The organism is Shimia sp. NS0008-38b (assembly GCF_040370365.1).
Lineage (GTDB): Bacteria > Pseudomonadota > Alphaproteobacteria > Rhodobacterales > Rhodobacteraceae > Shimia.
Map to the genome: position 1 here is coordinate 576,228 of NZ_BAABWQ010000004.1, position 19,512 is coordinate 595,739.

Annotated in this window: 20 protein-coding genes; 9 read left to right on the forward strand and 11 right to left on the reverse strand. The window is 56.6% G+C overall.

What is annotated here, in order from left to right; all coding sequences use genetic code 11:
* The first annotated feature begins 2 nt into the window (after positions 1 to 2).
* The 3 genes from odhB to lpdA all read left to right on the forward strand — a co-directional run bounded on the left by odhB (position 3) and on the right by lpdA (position 3,626).
* On the forward strand, positions 3 to 1,490 hold the full coding sequence (gene odhB, locus ABWV47_RS19560; protein ID WP_353314994.1) for a 2-oxoglutarate dehydrogenase complex dihydrolipoyllysine-residue succinyltransferase: 1,488 nt from the start codon (positions 3 to 5) through the stop codon (positions 1,488 to 1,490).
* A gap of 242 nt (positions 1,491 to 1,732) precedes the next feature.
* On the forward strand, positions 1,733 to 2,065 hold the full coding sequence (locus ABWV47_RS19565) for a hypothetical protein (RefSeq protein WP_353314995.1): 333 nt from the start codon (positions 1,733 to 1,735) through the stop codon (positions 2,063 to 2,065).
* 163 nt (positions 2,066 to 2,228) lie between these two features.
* Positions 2,229 to 3,626, forward strand: coding sequence for a dihydrolipoyl dehydrogenase (lpdA, locus tag ABWV47_RS19570; protein WP_353314997.1), 1,398 nt, complete (start codon positions 2,229 to 2,231; stop codon positions 3,624 to 3,626).
* 123 nt (positions 3,627 to 3,749) lie between these two features.
* On the opposite strand, the gene ABWV47_RS19575 is transcribed toward lpdA, so the two are convergent.
* Genes ABWV47_RS19575 through ABWV47_RS19595 form a run of 5 tightly spaced genes read right to left on the reverse strand, consistent with a single transcriptional unit; the run spans position 3,750 to position 7,171 of the window.
* On the reverse strand, positions 3,750 to 4,235 hold the full coding sequence (locus tag ABWV47_RS19575; protein WP_353314998.1) for a hypothetical protein: 486 nt from the start codon (positions 4,233 to 4,235) through the stop codon (positions 3,750 to 3,752).
* A gap of 27 nt (positions 4,236 to 4,262) precedes the next feature.
* Positions 4,263 to 4,868, reverse strand: a complete 606-nt coding sequence (locus tag ABWV47_RS19580) for a pyridoxamine 5'-phosphate oxidase family protein (RefSeq protein ID WP_353315233.1) — start codon at positions 4,866 to 4,868, stop codon at positions 4,263 to 4,265.
* Positions 4,852 to 5,595, reverse strand: coding sequence for a lysophospholipid acyltransferase family protein (locus ABWV47_RS19585; protein WP_353315000.1), 744 nt, complete (start codon positions 5,593 to 5,595; stop codon positions 4,852 to 4,854). Before ABWV47_RS19585 ends, ABWV47_RS19580 begins: the two co-directional genes overlap by 17 nt.
* Positions 5,595 to 6,497 (reverse strand): cell division protein FtsX, encoded by a 903-nt coding sequence (locus ABWV47_RS19590; protein ID WP_353315001.1) that lies wholly within the window; start codon positions 6,495 to 6,497, stop codon positions 5,595 to 5,597. The genes ABWV47_RS19585 and ABWV47_RS19590 overlap by 1 nt, the downstream gene beginning before the upstream one ends.
* A complete protein-coding gene (locus tag ABWV47_RS19595; protein WP_353315003.1) occupies positions 6,494 to 7,171 on the reverse strand; it encodes a cell division ATP-binding protein FtsE in 678 nt (225 codons plus the stop codon). Before ABWV47_RS19595 ends, ABWV47_RS19590 begins: the two co-directional genes overlap by 4 nt.
* 144 nt (positions 7,172 to 7,315) lie before the next feature.
* Here ABWV47_RS19595 and ABWV47_RS19600 point away from each other — a divergent pair, with 144 nt between their 5' ends.
* Positions 7,316 to 8,455, forward strand: coding sequence for a zinc-ribbon domain-containing protein (locus tag ABWV47_RS19600; protein ID WP_353315004.1), 1,140 nt, complete (start codon positions 7,316 to 7,318; stop codon positions 8,453 to 8,455).
* A 42-nt stretch (positions 8,456 to 8,497) separates the two neighbouring features.
* Here ABWV47_RS19600 and ABWV47_RS19605 read toward each other — a convergent pair whose 3' ends face one another.
* The 5 genes from ABWV47_RS19605 to argH form a co-directional block, all read right to left on the reverse strand.
* Positions 8,498 to 11,083 carry a TIGR02302 family protein gene (locus ABWV47_RS19605; RefSeq protein ID WP_353315005.1) on the reverse strand — a complete coding sequence of 862 codons (2,586 nt, stop codon included), beginning with the start codon at positions 11,081 to 11,083 and terminating at the stop codon, positions 8,498 to 8,500.
* 15 nt (positions 11,084 to 11,098) lie between these two features.
* On the reverse strand, positions 11,099 to 12,370 hold the full coding sequence (gene lysA / locus ABWV47_RS19610) for a diaminopimelate decarboxylase (protein WP_353315007.1): 1,272 nt from the start codon (positions 12,368 to 12,370) through the stop codon (positions 11,099 to 11,101).
* 85 nt (positions 12,371 to 12,455) lie between these two features.
* On the reverse strand, positions 12,456 to 12,773 hold the full coding sequence (locus ABWV47_RS19615) for a DUF2834 domain-containing protein (RefSeq protein ID WP_353315008.1): 318 nt from the start codon (positions 12,771 to 12,773) through the stop codon (positions 12,456 to 12,458).
* A gap of 103 nt (positions 12,774 to 12,876) precedes the next feature.
* A complete protein-coding gene (locus ABWV47_RS19620; RefSeq protein WP_353315009.1) occupies positions 12,877 to 13,080 on the reverse strand; it encodes a hypothetical protein in 204 nt (67 codons plus the stop codon).
* A gap of 68 nt (positions 13,081 to 13,148) precedes the next feature.
* Positions 13,149 to 14,540, reverse strand: a complete 1,392-nt coding sequence (argH, locus tag ABWV47_RS19625) for an argininosuccinate lyase (RefSeq protein ID WP_353315011.1) — start codon at positions 14,538 to 14,540, stop codon at positions 13,149 to 13,151.
* 22 nt (positions 14,541 to 14,562) lie between these two features.
* Between argH and ABWV47_RS19630 the strand changes: the two genes are divergently transcribed.
* The 5 genes from ABWV47_RS19630 (at position 14,563) to phbB (ending at position 19,167) form a co-directional block, all read left to right on the forward strand.
* Positions 14,563 to 15,168: a TlpA family protein disulfide reductase gene (locus tag ABWV47_RS19630; protein WP_353315012.1), complete on the forward strand. Its 606-nt coding sequence runs from the start codon at positions 14,563 to 14,565 to the stop codon at positions 15,166 to 15,168.
* Between the two features lie 39 nt (positions 15,169 to 15,207).
* Positions 15,208 to 15,834 (forward strand): hypothetical protein, encoded by a 627-nt coding sequence (locus tag ABWV47_RS19635; protein WP_353315013.1) that lies wholly within the window; start codon positions 15,208 to 15,210, stop codon positions 15,832 to 15,834.
* 206 nt (positions 15,835 to 16,040) lie between these two features.
* Positions 16,041 to 16,883 carry an EAL domain-containing protein gene (locus ABWV47_RS19640; protein ID WP_353315015.1) on the forward strand — a complete coding sequence of 281 codons (843 nt, stop codon included), beginning with the start codon at positions 16,041 to 16,043 and terminating at the stop codon, positions 16,881 to 16,883.
* Positions 16,884 to 17,076: 193 nt separating this feature from the next.
* Positions 17,077 to 18,252, forward strand: coding sequence for an acetyl-CoA C-acetyltransferase (locus tag ABWV47_RS19645; protein WP_353315016.1), 1,176 nt, complete (start codon positions 17,077 to 17,079; stop codon positions 18,250 to 18,252).
* A 192-nt stretch (positions 18,253 to 18,444) separates the two neighbouring features.
* Positions 18,445 to 19,167 carry an acetoacetyl-CoA reductase gene (gene phbB / locus ABWV47_RS19650; RefSeq protein WP_353315018.1) on the forward strand — a complete coding sequence of 241 codons (723 nt, stop codon included), beginning with the start codon at positions 18,445 to 18,447 and terminating at the stop codon, positions 19,165 to 19,167.
* Between the two features lie 73 nt (positions 19,168 to 19,240).
* Here the strand turns inward: phbB and ABWV47_RS19655 are convergent, their stop codons facing one another.
* Positions 19,241 to 19,399: a hypothetical protein gene (locus ABWV47_RS19655; RefSeq protein WP_353315019.1), complete on the reverse strand. Its 159-nt coding sequence runs from the start codon at positions 19,397 to 19,399 to the stop codon at positions 19,241 to 19,243.
* Positions 19,400 to 19,512 lie beyond the last annotated feature (113 nt).

Consider the following 19,512-nt stretch of genomic DNA (forward strand, 5'->3'; position numbering starts at 1 on the left):
CCATGACCGAAGTACGTGTCCCCACCCTTGGCGAAAGCGTCACAGAAGCCACCGTTGCCACTTGGTTTAAAAAACCGGGTGATGCAGTTGCCGTAGACGAAATGCTCTGCGAGTTGGAAACCGACAAGGTGACCGTCGAGGTCCCCGCATCCGCCGCTGGCGTTTTGGGGGAAATCGTTGCCGCTGAAGGTGACACCGTGGGCGTGGATGCCCTGCTGGCCGTAATCAACGCTGGCGAAGGTGCCGCCCCGGCGCCTGCCGCAGCCCGTGCTGTTGAGGCCCCTGCGGCCTCGGGCGGCGATGCGGTTGACGTGATGGTCCCAACACTGGGCGAGTCTGTCACTGAGGCGACCGTGTCCACATGGTTCAAAGCCGTAGGTGACACTGTGGCACAGGACGAAATGCTCTGTGAGCTGGAAACCGACAAAGTGTCCGTCGAAGTGCCCGCCCCTGCCGCCGGTGTGTTGTCAGAAATCTTGGCCCCTGAAGGCACCACCGTGGACGCGGCTGCCAAACTGGCGGTGATCGGTGGGGCATCTGCCTCCGCAAGCGCCGCCCCGGCTGCAGCACCTGCCGCCGCTGCCGCGCCTGCGGCGTCCGCAGATGTGGAGAACGCCCCCTCTGCCAACAAGCTGATGGCGGAAAAGGGCATCGATGCAGCCGCTGTCACCGGCACAGGCCGCGATGGTCGCATCATGAAAGAAGACGTACTGAAAGCCGCATTGGCACCCGCCGCTGCGCCTGCACCTGTGGCCGCAGCCCCACGTGCACCGGTATCCGCAGACGATGCATCCCGCGAAGAGCGTGTGAAAATGACCCGCTTGCGCCAGACCATCGCAAAGCGCCTGAAAGAAAGCCAGAACACAGCCGCCATGCTGACGACCTATAACGAGGTCGACATGGGTGAGGTGATGGCCCTGCGCAACCAATACAAAGGCGAGTTTGAGAAGAAGCACGGCGTGCGTTTGGGCTTTATGTCTTTCTTCACCAAAGCCTGTGTGCATGCGCTCAAAGAGGTGCCGGAGGTGAACGCCGAAATCGACGGCACCGACATCGTGTACAAAAATTTCGTGCACATGGGGGTGGCCGCGGGTACCCCAACCGGTCTGGTTGTGCCTGTGATCCGCGACGCGGACAGCATGTCTTTTGCTGAGATCGAAAAGGCGATTTCAGAGAAAGGCAAACGGGCTCGTGACGGCAAACTGTCTATGGCGGAGATGCAGGGCGGCACATTTACGCTGTCAAACGGCGGTGTCTACGGCTCGCTGATGTCCTCGCCGATCCTGAACCCACCACAGTCCGGCATCCTCGGCATGCACAAAATCCAAGACCGCCCCATGGCGATCAACGGCGAAGTTGTGATCCGTCCGATGATGTATCTGGCCCTGTCCTACGATCACCGCATCGTGGACGGCAAAGGTGCTGTGACCTTCCTCGTGCGCGTGAAAGAAGCGCTGGAAGACCCACGTCGTTTGCTGATGGATCTCTGATCTGATGGACGACCTTTCTCACAGAGGGCTGCGCAAGCACCTTGGTGGGCGTGACGCGCCCTCCCGTGGGGAGGGTCGCGCGCTGCCAGTGCCACACGTGACCCGTGCGGAGAGGTGAAATGCGGTCGGTTCAAATACCAGCACGGATCAGCCGTCTCAGAACAGGAGAGCACGCTATGCTTCTCTCCAAGCTCTGTGGGATACGCTGCTCAAAATGTAAACGACTTCAAGTCTCCAGCCGCATGAGCAGGACCAATCCATGGCGTGGCTGGAACAAAACGGAAGCCCACGAGTGCGACGGCTGTGGAGCCCTACTCTTCTATTTGACTGGCGAACGCCGCAACAGACGGTTTTTTCTACTTGGTTTGCCGATGTTGTTGCTGTGCGCAACTATCGGTGGTGAGTTGGCAGTTAACGCAAAAGGCCTGCATCACTTCCACGAGGCCCGAGGACACGTGGAACCAAACTTCTTAGGTTTTCTCATCATCTGCGCCCTTTTTGTTGTCCCCGGTCAACTGGCATTGGGCCGCTTTGAAAAAGTCGAAATTTTTGACCCAGCATATGGTGGTATTTGAATGCACGCTCTTTTCCTCTTGCCCCAAATATCCCGAAGTGAGCACATCAAAGATCTGCCAGGGGCAGCGCCCCTCCCTCAGAATGACACCGCCGCAATACAAACGTAAAACAGACGCAATACTGACGTCCCAAATCGACGTCCCACAATAAGGAACCTGACCCATGGCAAACTATGACGTCATCATCATCGGCGCAGGCCCCGGCGGCTATGTGTCCGCCATCCGCTGTGCCCAGCTGGGCCTGAAAACTGCCATCGTAGAGGGCCGTGAAACCCTCGGCGGCACCTGCCTCAACATCGGCTGTATCCCCTCCAAGGCGCTCCTGCATGCGACCCACATGCTGCATGAGGCAGAGCACAACTTTGCTGACATGGGCCTCAAAGGCAAAAGCCCGTCTGTCGATTGGACGCAGATGAAGGCCTATAAGACCGATGTGGTGGGTCAAAACACTGGCGGTGTTGAGTTCCTGATGAAAAAGAACAAGATCGACTGGCTCAAAGGTTGGGCCTCGATCCCAGCCGCCGGTCAGGTCAAAGTTGGCGATGAGACCCACAGCACCAAGAACATCGTGATCGCCTCCGGCTCTGTGCCCTCCTCCCTGCCGGGTGTTGAGGTCGACAACGACAAAGGCATCGTGGTGGACAGCACCGGCGCACTCGATCTGCCCAAAGTGCCCAAGAAAATGGCCGTCATAGGCGCTGGCGTGATTGGCCTTGAGCTCGGCTCCGTCTATGCCCGTCTGGGTGCCGAGGTGACCGTGGTGGAATACATGGACGCCGTTTGCCCCGGCATGGATGCGGATGTGCAGCGGACCTTTAAGCGTATCCTTGAAAAACAAGGGCTTAAGTTTGTGATGGGCGCGGCAGTGTCTGGTGTGGACGCAACCAAAACCAAGGCCAAAGTCAAATACGCATCCAAGAAAACGCCGGATACCGAAGAGGTGCTGGACGCCGATGTGGTGCTGGTGGCGACCGGCCGCAAGCCTTTTGCCGAGGGCCTTGGGCTCGACGCTCTGGGCGTAAAAATGACCGAGCGCGGCCAGATCGCGGTGAATGATCACTGGGCCACCAACGTGGCAGGCATCTATGCCATTGGCGACGTGATCGAAGGGCCGATGCTGGCGCATAAAGCCGAAGACGAAGGCATGGCCGTTGCAGACGTGCTCGCAGGCAAACATGGCCATGTGAACTACGGCGTGATCCCGGGTGTGGTCTACACAACACCTGAGGTCGCCACCGTGGGTGCTACAGAGGCTTCGCTGAAGGCCGAAGGTCGCAAGATCAAGGTCGGCAAGTTCATGTTCATGGGCAACGCCCGCGCCAAAGCTGTACATCAGGGCGAAGGCTTTGTGAAAATCATCGTGGACAAAGAGACCGACCGCGTGCTTGGCGCCGCAATCATCGGCCCGGCAGCCGGCGACATGATACACGAGCTTTGTGTGGCGATGGAATTTGGCGCCTCCGCTCAGGATATCGCCCTGACCTGTCACGCCCACCCGACCTATTCTGAAGCCGTGCGCGAAGCCGCTCTGGCCTGTGGCGACGGCGCGATCCACAGCTAAAGCTTTGTGTGTTTTAGAAAAAGGCGCCTTCGAGCGCCTTTTTTGTAGGGGCGTTGCCCCTGAAACATCTACGATGTGTCCACCCTGGAGTATTTGGGGCAGAATGAAGGGGCGCACCGACGGTCAGTCTTGCCCGTCGTGGCTGTCTTCAAACGCCCCGAGCATCGACTCGGCTTTGTCGCTATCTGCATTTGAAAGGCGTTGAGCGTCAAGTTGGCCTTTAAGCAAGCGAAACTCCTCCGCGGAGTGAAGTCTCCCGCGCTTCAACAAGGCTTTCACCACAGTGGTCGGAGGCTCAACATCGTCCCAAAGATCGCGGCCTGACAGCGCTTTATAGGTTTGAAGAAACACAGCGGCTTTCTCGGGCTCTTCCTCCAATAACTCTAGGTCGTCGTTGATGGCCTCGCGGGTTCCCGCACATATCTGACTAAAATTGGCTTTGCCGCTTTCCACAAAAGACAACATTTTCTCGCGCGAAATCGGTCCGCCAAAGTCAAGCTCAGGCGGTCTCGGGAACAGTCCTTTGATGGTTTGATCAAGACACTCAAAGCAGTCATACAGCCTGTGAAACTCTGCGCGCATCTCCTCTTTCGTCCGTCGCTTTGCCATATCGTCTCCTTAGAGCGATTTGGGTGTTCACCACATCGTCTTGGCAGCACGCGGCGCCCAGGCATCATCATAGGCCTGTCCGCCCTCAGCCCCATCGGTCTGCTCCGCCAAGACCTGCCCGGCCGTCGGCAAACCTGCGCTCTCATCGTCTGATTTCCACAGGCGCGCGCGCATCAAAGCCCGTGCACATTGGGTGTAAATCTCGCCAATCTTGATCACTATCACAGCGCGTGGGTGTTTGCCTTGCACCTCAAAACTCTCACAAAGAGCGGTGTCTGTGGTCACCTTAGCCACGCCATTTACACGCACCACATTGTTGGAGCCGGGCACCATGAACATCAGCGAAATCCGCCCATCCGTCACGATGTTGCGCAACGTGTCGATGCGGTTGTTGCCACGCCAATCAGGCATTGCCAGCGTGTGGTCATCCAGCTCTCGTACCACGGGGCCATCATCCCCGCGCGGACTGCCATCTGTGCCTTCTGCCCCAACTGTGGACACCACACAAAACCGCGACGCCATAATCCATTGGCGATACAGCGGCGTCATCTGCCGTGCCACTTTGTTGGTAGAAGCCGACCCCGGAGGGCCATAAAGCGCTTCTAACTCGGCAATATCAGTGACGTACTCCATCTGGATCAAACCCCGCCTCTTTCATCAACGCATTCGAACGGTCTTCGATAACCTGTTCCAGACGTTGCATAAACTCGGTTTGTGACACCCCGGTTTCAATCGGGTCCAAAAACTCGACCACGGCCAAACCCGGGGAGCGCAACATCGTGCCCTTCGGCCAAAACATGCCGCAGTTGGTCGCCACAGGCACCGCAGCCTGACCGGTTTCCTTATACAGTACAAAGGGGCCGATTTTGTAGGGCACATACTCACCGACGGGCACCCGCGTACCCTGCGGATAAATCGCCAATTGTCCTGGTGGCACCCGACCGCTTTCCACTTCAGCAAGCATTGCTTTGATAGCCGCGCCGCGCTTACCGCGCCGCACAGGGACACACCCCAACCGCCACGCGTAGACCCCGATGATTGGCGTAAACAACAGTTCGTACTTCATAATGAACCGTGGCTGTGGGAGCGCCTTAAAAATCATCATGATATCTAGGAATGATTGATGCTTGGCAGGGATCAAAACGGCCCCCTCTGGCACCACGCCACGCACCTCAGAGCGGATACCCACAAGCCAGCGCGCGGTCCAGATCGCCCAAGTGGCGTAAGATTTACACGCTGTCATTGCCCCTTTGGGGGACACCAAAGCCCACGGCAAAAACACAATCCCCATCAGCAACATCATCACCGCGTTTTGTACGACGTAGACAATCGACAAAATCCACTGAATTCCAAGGCGCATTACGTCAACTCCGACAGTGTTTTGCGGGCCGCGGCCCCTGTTGCAAAATAGGCCACAACCGCCGCCAGAATCGGGATCAGTACCAACGCAGCCCAGCCTAGGCCCTCAAACCCTAGTCCAGTCAAAAATCCACCATCCTGCTGAGCGGATGGCAGCAAAAAAATGGCCGCAGCACCCAACACCGTTCCAGCGAGAGCCCCCGTAAAGGCGCGCAGCGTAAACCGGCGAACAAATGCCATTGCGATGTATTGATCCTGCGCCCCGATCAGCCGCAACACCGAAACCACCTGCGCGTTTGCCGCCAAAGCCGCATTGGCCGCCAGCGTGATCATCGCCGCTGTGGCGGCACCAATCAATCCGATCGATACCCACCCCAACAGTCTCAGCCGTGCCGCAGCTCGTTCAAGAGGACGACGCCAGCGCGTGTGATCATCCAGCACCGCGGCGGGAACTTCTGCCTGCAGTCGCAAGCGCAGCCCATCTGCATCATACCCTGTTTCGGTTTCAACAATCTCAATCAGCTGTGGTATCGGCAGACTGTCGATGGGCAAATCCGGTCCAAACCACGGGGCCAATAGCCCTCTTTGCTCCGCATCGCTCAACGCCCGAGCAGAGGCAATGCCCGGTGTACTTTCTAGGACGGAGAGCGCAGCTTCAGTTTGCGCATCCATCTGTTCCGCAGGCGCGGAAATGCGCAGCGTCGAGCTTTGCGCCAATTCGTCCCCCCAACGGGCCGCCAATCGGCCACTTGCCAACGACAAAGCCAGTGCAAACACCGTCAAAAATGCCATCGCCCCCGAGGCAAACAGCGTAAGACGTGCAGTATACCCGGTAGGCGGCACCACGCGATCCGCTTGTGCATCACCCACAAACAAAGAAGACAATTTGCGGCGCTGGCTCATAGATCAGCTCCCGCGAGCTGTAACTTTCTTCCAGAAATACGCAGCACCCGTGCCTGTACATGGTGTTTTGCTGACCGGATCAGATTCAGATCATGCGTTGCGATCAGGATGGTTTTGCCCATTTTGTTGAGCTCAACCAACAACTGCAAAAGCCGTTGTGACATCTCCCAATCCACATTTCCAGTTGGCTCATCTGCCAAGACCACATCAGGGGACATAATCACTGCACGCGCCAATGCTGCCCGCTGCCGCTCACCACCAGACAACTCCGGCGGCAGCGCATTTGCGCGATGACCAAGACCCACCCACGTCAACAATTCTTTGAGATTGGAATGTTGTTCAAGGGAGTCCCTGGCCGAAACGGTCAAAGGCAAAGAGACATTTTCACGCAGAGGCAGGTGGTCGAGGAACTGGCAATCCTGATGTACCACGCCGATTTGCCGACGCGTAAATGCGTGATCGTCACGATCCATCTCCCGCACATCTTTGCCGAACAACTTGACCTGTCCCGCTGTTGGCGTCAGTGCGCCGTAACACAACTTAAGAAATGTGGTTTTGCCGGACCCTGATGGGCCGGTTAGGAAATGAAATGAGCCGGGCGCAAGTTTCAGCGACACTTCACTCAGAAGCTCGCCACCGCCATAGCTGTAAGCAATGTTGTCAAGTTCGATCACTGCAGACCCCTTATATCCCGATTGTTGTGCACGAGCATCGACTGGGTTGCAATCTGTTCTGCGCAGGCTTTGCACTTTCGCAAAGCCTTGTTACAGAATATGGTGCAGAAACAAGGATAAGAACTTGATCATCAGGGGACGAGGATGAGGCTGACTTGCCCGAATTGCGGTGCTCAATACGAAGTGCCGGACGACATAATCCCGACTTCCGGTCGCGACGTTCAATGTTCCAATTGCGGAAACACCTGGTTTCAGGCCCACCCGGATGACATTGAGCCCGCCATTGAGGCACAGGAAGAGGCCTTTGATGACGCCGCGCAGGCCACAGATGCGGCGGCCAGTGCTGAAGTCCCTGAAAGCGAGGAGGACGTCTTTACCGAAGTAGAGCCGCCGGAGCTTTCAATTTCGGATGAGGCGGTCTCCGACGATTTCTTTGACGATACTGATGATGACTCCGACGACTTAGATCTTGGCGGAGATGACTGGGATCTGGAACCAGAACAAGATTGGGCATCAGACTCTGCCGTAGGTTCGGAAACCGCGGCTGCTCTCGCAACCTTCGGTGAAGATGACGAGGCGCCAATAGAGACCGCTGCGCCCAAGGAAGACCTTGCCGATCTCGAAACGGACGCTCCTGCAGAGGCATCAGACGCGTTTGCAGAAGAAACAGCCCCCGACATAGCCGATGAGGCTGAAGACGACGAAAGCACAGGCGGTCCGCGTCAAAGAAGGGGCTTGGACGCCGCAGTGGCCGACATCCTGCGAGAAGAGGCCGAACTCGAAACACAAGCCCGCGCCGCCGACGCTCCCCAAAGCTTAGAGACGCAGGGGGATCTTGGTTTGGATGACGGCGTTGACGCACCGCGTGCCGACGTCGCGGATGCTGCTGCGAGCCGTTTGCGACGCCTGCGCAGCGCGGACGATGACAAAGCAGCAAAATCGATCCCGACACCCAAAGAGACCCGTCGGGATTTGTTGCCCGATATCGAAGAAATCAATTCTACGCTGCGCAGTTCAACTGCGCCGCAACGCAATCCAGATTTGGGTCAGGGCAAAGACAGTCGCGCCAAGCGTGGACGGGGCTTCCGGCTAGGGTTCGCGCTGGTTCTTCTGTTGGCCGTGGCAGCAGTTTTTGTCTACAGTTCAAACGATATGCTGAGCCAGAACTATCCTGCCGCCGCGCCTTATATTGAGATGTTCATGACCTCGGCAAATGGTGCCCGCGTGTGGCTGGATGATCAGATGACCCAACTGTTCCTCAAACTGGATCAAATGACAGGCTGACACTTACACCACGCTTTCATAGCACATGTTGTATGTGATCAATCAAAAACGCTCCAACAAGCGTTCTAGGTAGTTGCGCTCCGCCTCGGGGCGCTCCGCCTCTCCAGACCGCCGGCGGATTTCATCCAACAACCGGCGGGCTTGGCGATACACATCTTCGCCCTGAAGCAACCCCTCTTCGGTTCCTGCTGGGCCTCGGTTGCCTTGACTGCGGCCCAATGGATCCTGCGCGTTACCTTGTGCCTCAGCAGAGCCTTCTTGCCCTTGCTGTTGCTGCTGCGCCATAGCCTCGCTCAGATTGCGCATACCCTCGCGAAGCGCATCCATTGCTTCGGCTTGCCGATCAATTGCCGTGGCCAAATCATCCTCGCGCAGGGCTTGTTCTGCACCTTCCATGGCCTCCTCAGCATCGCCTAGCGCCCGGCGCGCGGTATCTCCCTCAGGTGTGCCCTGCCCCGGTAAGTTGCCCAACTGACGGTTAAGCTCCTGGCGCAAATCCTGCTGACGGTCCTCCAGCGCCTGCGACTGCCCCGGTTGGTCACCATCCGATTGCCCGGTCTGGCCCTCACTTTCGCCGTCGCCTTGGCCTTCACCACCAGTGCCATCATGCGCCTGCCCACGTCCCTCACCACCACTATAACCTTCATTTTCCTGAGATTGGCCGGATTGCGCCCCCGGATTAAACTGCTCTTGCAATTCCCGGAACGCTTCATCAGACAAGCCCTGCTGCTCCCTTAGCGTATCCGCCAGCCCTTCCATGGCTTGCTCGCCGGGGCTCTGCTGGCCCTCACCTTGGGTGACGCGCATATTCTCCATCAGGCGCTGCAACTCTTCCAGCGCTTGCTGGGCCTCAGCCATTCGTCCCTGCTCCATCAGCTCTTGGATGCGGTCCATCATGCGCTGGAGATCGTTTTGATCCATCTGCATGGAGTTCTCGGCGCTTTGCTGGTTTTCGCCGTCCTCACCGTCTTGCTGATTGCGTCGCGCCAACTCGCGCATGTAGTCTTCGGTTGCCTCACGCAATTCCTGCATCAAGCGCGCAATATCCTCGTCGCTGGCGCCGTTTTTCATCGCCTCCGATAAGCGCTCTTGTGCCTGCCGCAACCGTTCGGCCGCGCTGCCCAAATCGCCGTCTTCCAGATCTAAGGCCAAAGCCCAAAGCGCGGCAGCAAACTCATCGCGCTTTTCGCCGCTCAGACCATGATCCAAATTCAACTCGAGCCGCCGCAGAATTGTGCGGAACCGCAAATAATCTGTCTCCTTGCGAAACACATCATCCTCAGGGCGGTGCGAAATTGCCCGCATCAGCTGCGCAACACGCCGCCCGTTGGTCTTGGACCACAACAAATCACGTCGCAGCTCAATCACCGCCGCTGCCAATGGGTCAAAAAACCGCCGCGCAGGCAGATCAAACCGCAAAGTCGCTTCTCCGATCTGACCCGCATCGTCTTCTACAGACAGATCGACCACCACAGGCAAATGTGCCCAGGCGTGTTGAGAGAAGTCCTCAATCAGAACCTCGTCGAAAGCAGCACGATCTCCGGCAATAGGCAAAGGTAGAGGCACCTCCACCGCTGGCCGCGCCTCAGGCGCATCTCGAAGCCCATAGCGTCGTTCGACGGCTGCCAAATCAAGACGCACAACAGCACTGCCTTGCACGATGCCATAGTCATCCGTCGCTTCAAACGGCAAGGTCATTTCGCCCCGCCCAGACGCTTCAGGTGTGCCTTTTGCCGCTATCACTGGCGCAGTGTCTGTTTGCATCTCAATGGACCAAACGGCTCCTGCCGGACCAGAAATCTCCAGAGAACCTGACTGCGTGATATCAAAACTTTGTTCGGGGTCTGCCGCGCTATCAACGCTGCCAACCCGGCCCGAAACGGTTTCCGCCACCGTCAACGCGCCAACTTCACCATACAGGCGGAGCAATACGCGGCTCCCCTGCGGCAGCTGCAGCGCACCGTTGGCTTGGTCGTTCAGGTAAAGCGCGGGTTTCCCCGTATAGGTCGGCGGTTCAATCCAGCCTTCCCATGTAGGCCCACTTGCCAGTGCCGCGCCGTTGCCGACACCCAAATCTTTCACAGTTGCCAGATTGGACACCGAGCCAAACGTGAACGCCACAAGCAAAAACAACAATGCAATATGGCGCAACCCAAATGGATCGAGCCGAGAAATGCGCAGATCGGGGTGGACAGGTCTGGCAGCCTCTGTGCGGGTTGCCATTCGCGTTTGGTGCGCACGCCAAAGTACTTGAGAAGCCGTGTCCGCTTTGCCAATTGCAGGCGCATCGCGCAGGGCCTGAATCGGCCGCCCCGGCAGTGTGGCGTCCAACCGCGCAATCGCCATGTCGCGTGAAGGCCATTCAAACTGGCGCACGCCGCGTATCATCAACACGACCAGAGCAGCAAAGGCCAACACGCCGCCGATCCAGATCGCCTCAAGCGGCATTTGGTCCTGCGCCCCCGCCATCACCAAGGCCAGCAGCACAAACAACAGGCTCCACACTGGCCAGAAGGCACGCGTGATGGTTTCAGCAAACAAGCCTGCACGTGTCAGGGATATAACCCGACTAAGACGCCTAAGGGCGGCTTCGGACGTTTTATGTGCAGCCACGATGCTCCATTCCACGATCCGTCAGAGAGATCAGCTCTCCAACCACTCTGGAATGCTATCGCGATTTATCATCTCTTCATAGCTCGGGCGTCGGCGGATAACCGCAAATTGATCGCCATTCACCAAAACCTCAGGAATCATGGGCCTTGTGTTGTATTCGCTGGACATAACCGCACCATAAGCGCCCGCACTGCGGAAGGCGATGAGGTCGTCTGCTGCCAATTTCGCCAGATCGCGTCCTTTGGCAAAGGTGTCGCCAGATTCGCAAACCGGGCCAACGATGTCATATTTGGCGGGCTCATGACCCGGCACAGGTTCAACAACCGGTACAATGTCATGATGCGCTTCATACATCGCAGGACGAATCAAGTCGTTCATCGCGCCATCCACGATCAGAAATTCTCGGTCCTCGCCAGATTTCACATAGATCACTTTGCTGACCATGATTCCGGCGTTGCCCGCAATCAGTCGTCCCGGCTCGATCTCAATCTCACACCCCAAATGCCCCAGCTCGCGCTTGACCATGGCACCATATTCCACCGGCAACGGCGGCGCGGTATTGGACCGCTCATATGGAATGCCAAGACCGCCGCCTAAATCAAGCCGCGTGATTTCATGCCCATCTGCGCGCAAGGTTTCTGTAAGCTCCGCCACTTTGCGGTAAGCGGCCTCAAACGGCTCCAATTGTGTTAACTGGCTTCCGATGTGCACATCAATGCCAATCACCTTGAGCCCCGGAAGGGAAGCCGCCAACGCGTAAACATCTCGCGCGCGGCTGATCGGGATGCCAAATTTGTTTTCAGATTTACCCGTTGCAATTTTCGCGTGGGTTTTGGCATCCACATCTGGGTTCACTCGAATGGTGATGGGCGCCTCAACACCCAATCGCGAGGCCACAGCACTGATCACGGCCATTTCAGGCTCGCTCTCCACGTTAAACTGGCGAATGCCACCCGTCAGAGCCATTTCAATTTCATCTGCAGTTTTGCCGACACCAGAGAATACGATGCGCTCTCCGGGCACACCCGCGGCTTTCGCGCGAGCATATTCCCCGCCCGACACCACATCCATCCCTGCGCCCAGCGCGGCAAGCGTTTTGAGAATGGCTTGATTGGAGGCCGCTTTCATAGCGTAGCACACCAGGTGATCCATGCCCGCAAGGGCCTCATCAAACAGGCGGAAATGACGCTCAAAAGTCGCTGTCGAATAGCAATAAAAAGGCGTTCCTACAGCGGCGGCGATTTCCGCCACGGGTACGTCTTCGGCGTGCAAAACTCCGTCACGATAAAGAAAATGGTCCATGCCTGCTGTCTCCTGCGCGCCGCTTGCGTATCTTTGATACTCTCTTACGCGGCCCGCACGCGCCATTCAATCCTCGCCGCGTCGCTTAACGCACAGGTTTGGCCCGTAAAAACAGATAAAGAGGCAACCCAAAGCTGACACCAATCAACCAGGTTGCTGGAATGGCCAAAAGTGCAATCCAATTGCGTCGTACCCAGACTTCGGTCAGCACCCAAACAGTCAACACAATGGCAGAGATCACAAGGTCCCAATAGATACCTGTGACGGCGTCGTTGGCTTTCCACAATGCCACCATGGCTTGCAGGTCAAAGCCGTTTTGCGCGATCCACGGGCCAAAATACAACATGGGTTGTATCGCACCCCAAATGGCCAGACCCAAAAACACCCAACGTAGTGGCGACATAACTTCCCCAATCCAATAATAAAGCGGCACAGACTCTACGGTGCCGCCTTCGCTTCAGATCAGAATGTCGCAACTATGCCTACGTGATCAAGTGCTGGCAGGCTCAGCAGCCATACCAACGACAACCACCACCAATAGAGATACTCACAGGCCCGTTGGACACGCCAACACTTCCAGAGGTGTAGACGCCTCCGGAACCGACCCCAATATTGGCGTTGGCGTGGGGTGTCCAAGGCGACCCATCCACACCGCAAGCGGCCACAAACCCAAGGCTAAGAACAGCAAATATGACTCGAAACAAACTCATGTCTCCCAATAGCAGCGCCCCCAGTCTAACCCATTGTCAAACTGGGCGCAAAGCAATCAGAAAAGAGATTAGTCCAATTTCGCCTGCCACGCAGCAACTTGCTCGCGCACCCGCGTCGGCGCAGTCCCGCCGTATGACATCCGCGAGGACACAGAATTGTGCACACCTAGCACACCAAAGACGTCCTCGGTGATGTCAGCGTGTACGCTCCGCATGTCGTCCAGCGTCAGATCTGGAAGATCACACTCTTTGGCCTCCGCCATCGCCACCAACGAGCCGGTCACATGATGCGCCTCTCGGAACGGCATATTCAACGTCCGCACCAGCCAATCCGCCAGATCGGTTGCGGTGGAGAACCCGCTGCCCGCCGCCGCCTCAAGGCTGTCGCGGTTGGCGGTCATATCCTTCACCATGCCCTCCATCGCAGCCAAGGCCAACATCAGGTTATCGGCCGCATCAAAGACCTGTTCTTTGTCTTCCTGCATGTCCTTGGAATACGTGAGAGGCAAACCCTTCATCACCATCAGCAGCGCCGTGTTGGCGCCAAAAATGCGGCCAATCTTGGCGCGGATCAGTTCAGCGGCATCTGGGTTTTTCTTCTGTGGCATGATTGAGCTGCCTGTCGAGAATCGATCTGACAGCGTCACAAACCGGAACTGTGCAGACGACCAAATCACCAGCTCTTCAGCGAACCGGCTCAGGTGCATCGCGCAGATACTACTTGCGGCCAAAAACTCCAGCGCAAAATCGCGATCTGCCACGGCATCCAGCGAGTTGGCCGCCGGACGATCAAACCCCAGCGCTGCTGCCGTCATCTCCCGATCAATCGGAAAAGACGTGCCTGCAAGTGCCGCTGCCCCCAGTGGGGACTCGTTCATCCGAACCCGTGCATCTTTAAAGCGGGACAAATCGCGGCCAAACATTTCCACATAAGCCATCATGTGGTGTCCCCATGTCACCGGCTGTGCTGTCTGCAAATGTGTGAATCCCGGCATCACCCAGTCCGCACCAGCCTCCGCCTGCGCTACAAACGCACGGATCAATGCCTCAATACCTGAAATTGCTGCGTCCATCTGATCGCGCACCCAGAGCTTGAAGTCCGTCGCAACCTGATCGTTCCGACTCCGCCCGGTGTGCAAACGCCCTGCGGGTTCGCCGATCAAATCCTTCAAACGCGCTTCCACATTCATATGAATGTCTTCCAGTGCCGTCGAAAACTGAAAGGATCCGCTTTCAATCTCTGACAAGACCGTGAGCAGGCCTTCCCGAATAGCGTTTGCATCGCTATCTGTCAGGATGCCCGTTTCGGCAAGCATTGCTGCGTGGGCCCGAGAGCCAGCAATGTCCTGTGCCGCCATTCGCTGATCGAACCCGATGGATGCGTTAATCGCTTCCATAATGGCGTCCGGTCCGGCGGCAAAACGGCCACCCCACATCTGGTTTGAGGTATCTTTGGTCATAAGAAGCCCTTTTGGAGGGAAGATGAAACTGAATAGGTTCGCGCTGGTTTATACAGGCTTGGCAGCAATCGCAATTGCTGCCACCACCTTTGTCGCACTTACCCCTGTGGCAATGGCAGACTCAACCGATTATAGCGCCATCAAAGAGATGCGTGACGGCGACATGCGGAAACTCATCTTTCATTCGGAGCCAAGAGATATCTCACAAAAAGCCTTTGTGACCGGCGACGGAGGCGAAGCAACACTTCAAGACTACAAAGGCAAGGTTGTGCTGCTAAATTTTTGGGCAACATGGTGCGCGCCATGCCGTCACGAAATGCCGATGTTGTCCGAACTACAAACCCAACTGGGGGGCACAGACTTTGACGTCGTCACACTGGCAACTGGCCGCAATCTTGTTCCTGCCATGGAAAAATTCTTCGACGAAATCGACGTTTCAAATCTGCCCCTGCACCGCGATCCAAAACAAATGATCGCGCGGGACATGACCGTTTTGGGACTTCCGGCAACTGTTTTGCTCGACCGAGAAGGCCGAGAAATCGCACGTTTACATGGAGATGCCGACTGGTCCAGCGAAAATGCCCGTGCTATCGTCGCCGCAGTAATTAACGCCACAGCAACGCAATAGGACTATTGCCGAACTGACGAACGGCAAAAAGAGACTAATATGACTCGCCTGCTTTTGGCCCTAACTTGTGTGTGTGTGTGCTTGGTACCTGCTGCCTCTGGGCTGGCTCAAGAGGTTGTGCCACAAAGCAATCGGAGCGTTTTGGTGGAGATCAAAAACTTCGCTTTGAAAGGTAACGCACGGTCCGACTTCAAGCAATTCAAACGCAAAACAGAGTACTTCGGCAGCATCTACGTGAACCGTTCGGAGCGTCTGGCCGGGTATTACTCAAACGCCAATTCGATTGTGCTTGCGGACTTCTATGCACGCGCGGCCTGTCACGCCCAGTCCAAAAACCCGAAGTATTGCGTGCTCTACGCGCGTGTTTTGCCAAAAGACTTCGAACCTCAGAGTTTTGGGGAAACACTTTCTCGGACCGCCAACAAAGAGTTCCTAGAATATCAACGACTTCAGAACAACGACCGGTTTGGGGCTTTTGCTGTCTCTGACAATGGTGCGGTTGGCTACTCCTGGGCAGAGGCCACACGCAAGGTTTCCGAAGACCAAGCGCTCAAACGCTGCGCCAAATCAGCTCGTAAAATTTTGCGAAATACGCCTGACCATCTTCTTGCTCTGGTTTCCAGCCCTGGTCGTCAGGGCTGTCGTTTGATCCATTGGTCAAACTAGCTTAGACTTAGTCGCGATCTTAGAAAGCGGCTGTTAATCCCTATGTCCTAGCCTGACATACATCGCCGCATTTCCGCCAAACTTAGCTAAAAACGGGGCTAAAACCCCTCTGGCCAAGCCCTATTTGCATCGGCAATTTAAGGGAAGCTTCATGTGTATGCCAATATTATGAAGCACCTGCTGCTAGGGGAAGTCGGGAGTCTGCCATGGATCGCCCAAAGAAAAAAAATGGTGAGAAAGCACAGCGTGAGCATCGCAGCCCGCTGGCTTATGCTGTGAATACGCGCGATTCCGGCACCCTTGAAATGGTGCGCGAGGCGATTGCGCACAAACAGGTCCTTCTGGCGTACCAACCGATTGTTCAAGCCTCCAACACCAAACGTCCCGCGTTCTACGAAGGGCTTGTGCGTGTTCTGGACGAAACAGGTCGCATCATCCCTGCGAAAGATTTCATGGGCGCTGTCGAGGACAACGAGCTAGGTCGCCAACTGGATGTGCTCGCCTTGGAACTCGGTCTGCAAGCTCTCTCAGAGCAGCCCGGCTTGAGGCTCTCGATCAACATGTCTGCGCGTTCCATTGGATACGCGCCTTGGATGGACTGCCTTCAGCGCGGCCTTGCGCGTGCGGCAACCATACCAGAACGTCTGATTTTCGAGGTTTCTGAAAAGTCGGTGATTCAGGTCCCCGAAATTGTCAAAGGCTTCATGGAAGAGCTTCAGGTGAAAGGCATGTCTTTTGCGCTCGATGACTACGGCAGCGGTTTAACAACGCTTTCCGTCTTCCGAGACTTTGACTTCGACATCATCAAATTGGACGGCAGTTACAGCCGCAACATCGCAACAGATGCTGCCAATCAGGTAATAGCCAGTGCCGTCGCCGCTATCGCCGAGCGGTTTGATATGCACTCCGTTGCCAGCCGGATCGAAAGCCCAGCAGACGCCAAAATGATGACCGAACTTGGTTTTGATTGTTTGCAGGGTTTCGCCTTTGGCGCGCCCACAGTTTCCCCGCCTTGGAAGGCGCAGCGCGATGGAAAGTCTGCGGCTTAAAGTCTGCTGCCTCTCGCCAACGCTCATTTCCCCTAAGTAAGCACACAATTGCCCAGCGCACCCCCGTGACACCCTGACCGTTGCCGCAGTGCGGCAAATGCGTTATTCACGCGGCGGATACGGAGTTCTGTGGGTTGCCAGAGGGGGGCGTTCACGGTCATGCTCCGACCAGCATTTGGTAGAGGATATGCATATGACTAACGTAGTGATTGCTTCCGCGGCACGGACCGCCGTCGGCAGCTTCAGCGGCTCGTTCGCCAACACGCCTGCTCATGACCTTGGCGCCGCAGTGCTCAATGCACTGGTGGCACGCGCAGGCGTCGACAAAGCGGATGTGTCAGAGACCATTTTGGGTCAAGTTCTGACTGGCGGCCAAGGACAGAACCCAGCACGTCAGGCACATGTGAACGCCGGACTGCCCATTGAAAGCGCCGCCTGGGGCATCAACCAGGTCTGTGGCTCTGGCCTGCGTGCCGTCGCACTTGCGGCACAACATATCCAACTTGGCGACGCGTCAATTGTTGCGGCGGGTGGTCAAGAAAACATGACGCTCAGCCCCCACGTTGCACATTTGCGCGCGGGCACCAAAATGGGTGACGTGAAGTACATCGACTCCATGATCCGCGACGGCCTGTGGGACGCTTTCAACGGCTACCACATGGGGCAAACCGCCGAAAACGTCGCTGAGAAATGGCAGATTAGCCGCGAGCAGCAAGATGAATTCGCGGTGGCGTCTCAGAACAAAGCCGAAGCAGCCCAGAAGGCCGGTAAGTTTGACGACGAAGTGATCCCCTTCACGGTGAAGACCCGCAAAGGTGACATGATTGTCGACAAAGACGAATACATCCGCCACGGCGCCACCATGGAAGCCATGCAAAAACTGCGCCCTGCGTTTGCCAAAGACGGGTCTGTAACCGCGGCAAACGCCTCTGGCCTCAACGATGGCGCCGCTGGTGCATTGCTGATGTCCGCAGATGAAGCTGAAAAGCGCGGCATCGAGCCATTGGCACGTATCGCCTCTTACGCCACAGCGGGTTTGGACCCCTCCATCATGGGCGTTGGTCCGATCTACGCCTCCCGCAAAGCGCTGGACAAAGCCGGTTGGTCCGTCGAAGAGCTGGATTTGGTGGAAGCCAACGAAGCCTTCGCGGCACAGGCTTGTGCGGTGAACAAAGACATGGGCTGGGATCCGGCGATCGTGAACGTCAACGGTGGCGCTATTGCGATTGGACACCCGATTGGCGCGTCCGGCGCACGCGTCCTGAACACACTGCTGTTCGAAATGAAGCGCCGCGACGCCAAAAAAGGCTTGGCAACGCTTTGTATTGGTGGTGGCATGGGCGTGGCCATGTGTCTTGAGCGCCCGTAAGGCCGCGCCCCAATCCGCTTCGTAGCGAAAAAGGGCGCCTCAGCGGCGCCCTTTTTTGATTTTGGGGGGATCTTCTTTCGCATAAGCAGCAAAAAATACCTGCAGTGCGGCAATTCAACGCGCAACTATCTTGCGAATTTCATTTTAAATACGTAATAGAGTTACCAAGACGACTTTAACTGGAGGACCATCATGGCAAGAGTAGCACTCGTCACCGGCGGCAGCCGCGGAATCGGTGAAGCCATTTCTAAAGCACTCAAAGCCGAAGGCTATGACGTTGCAGCAACCTATGCCGGCAACGATGAGAAGGCCGCCGCCTTCACCGAAGCCACCGGCATCAAAACCTACAAATGGAACGTTGCCGACTACGAAGCCTCAAAGGCTGGACTGGCACAGGTCGAGGCTGACCTTGGCCCGATCGACGTTGTGGTCGCAAACGCAGGCATCACCCGCGATGCTCCGTTTCACAAAATGACGCCGGAGCAGTGGCACGAGGTTATCGACACCAACTTGACTGGTGTATTCAACACGGTGCATCCGATCTGGCCAGGCATGCGTGAACGCAAATTTGGTCGCATCATTGTGATTTCATCGATCAACGGTCAAAAAGGTCAGTTTGCGCAAGCCAACTATGCCGCAACCAAAGCCGGCGACCTTGGTATCGTAAAATCTCTGGCTCAAGAAGGCGCACGCGCGGGAATCACCGCCAACGCTATTTGCCCCGGCTACATTGCCACGGAAATGGTGATGGCCGTGCCCGAGAAAGTCCGCGACTCTATCATCGGCCAAATCCCAACGGGCCGTCTGGGCGAACCGGAAGAAATCGCACGCTGCGTGACATTCCTTGCGTCAGATGATGCAGGCTTTATCAACGGCTCAACAATTTCGGCAAACGGCGGTCAGTTCTTCGTCTGATCCCACGCCGCAAAATGTCAAAAGGGCCGGTCAAGTAGACCGGCCCTTCTCTTTTTGCCCCGTAAGTGCAGCTTCAGGCGCAGCGGGACGGTTCCGTAAGGGTCGGTTGAGCCAGCGGAACAAACTTCACACCAAACAAAGCTCTGAAAAAGCCGACGAAGGCAGCGCCACGAGCAGCATGCGCGTCGTCAAAGGCTTGTTGAGTGCGGGCGGTTGTTGCAGTCTCGATCATGAGAGCCTCTCCTGTTTGATGATGTAAAACTTAACTGAGACCAATATGACGCCCGCAAAGCAAATCGACAAACGAGACTTTCCCCGCCTTCAGTTAAGCTGTATTTAACTGAA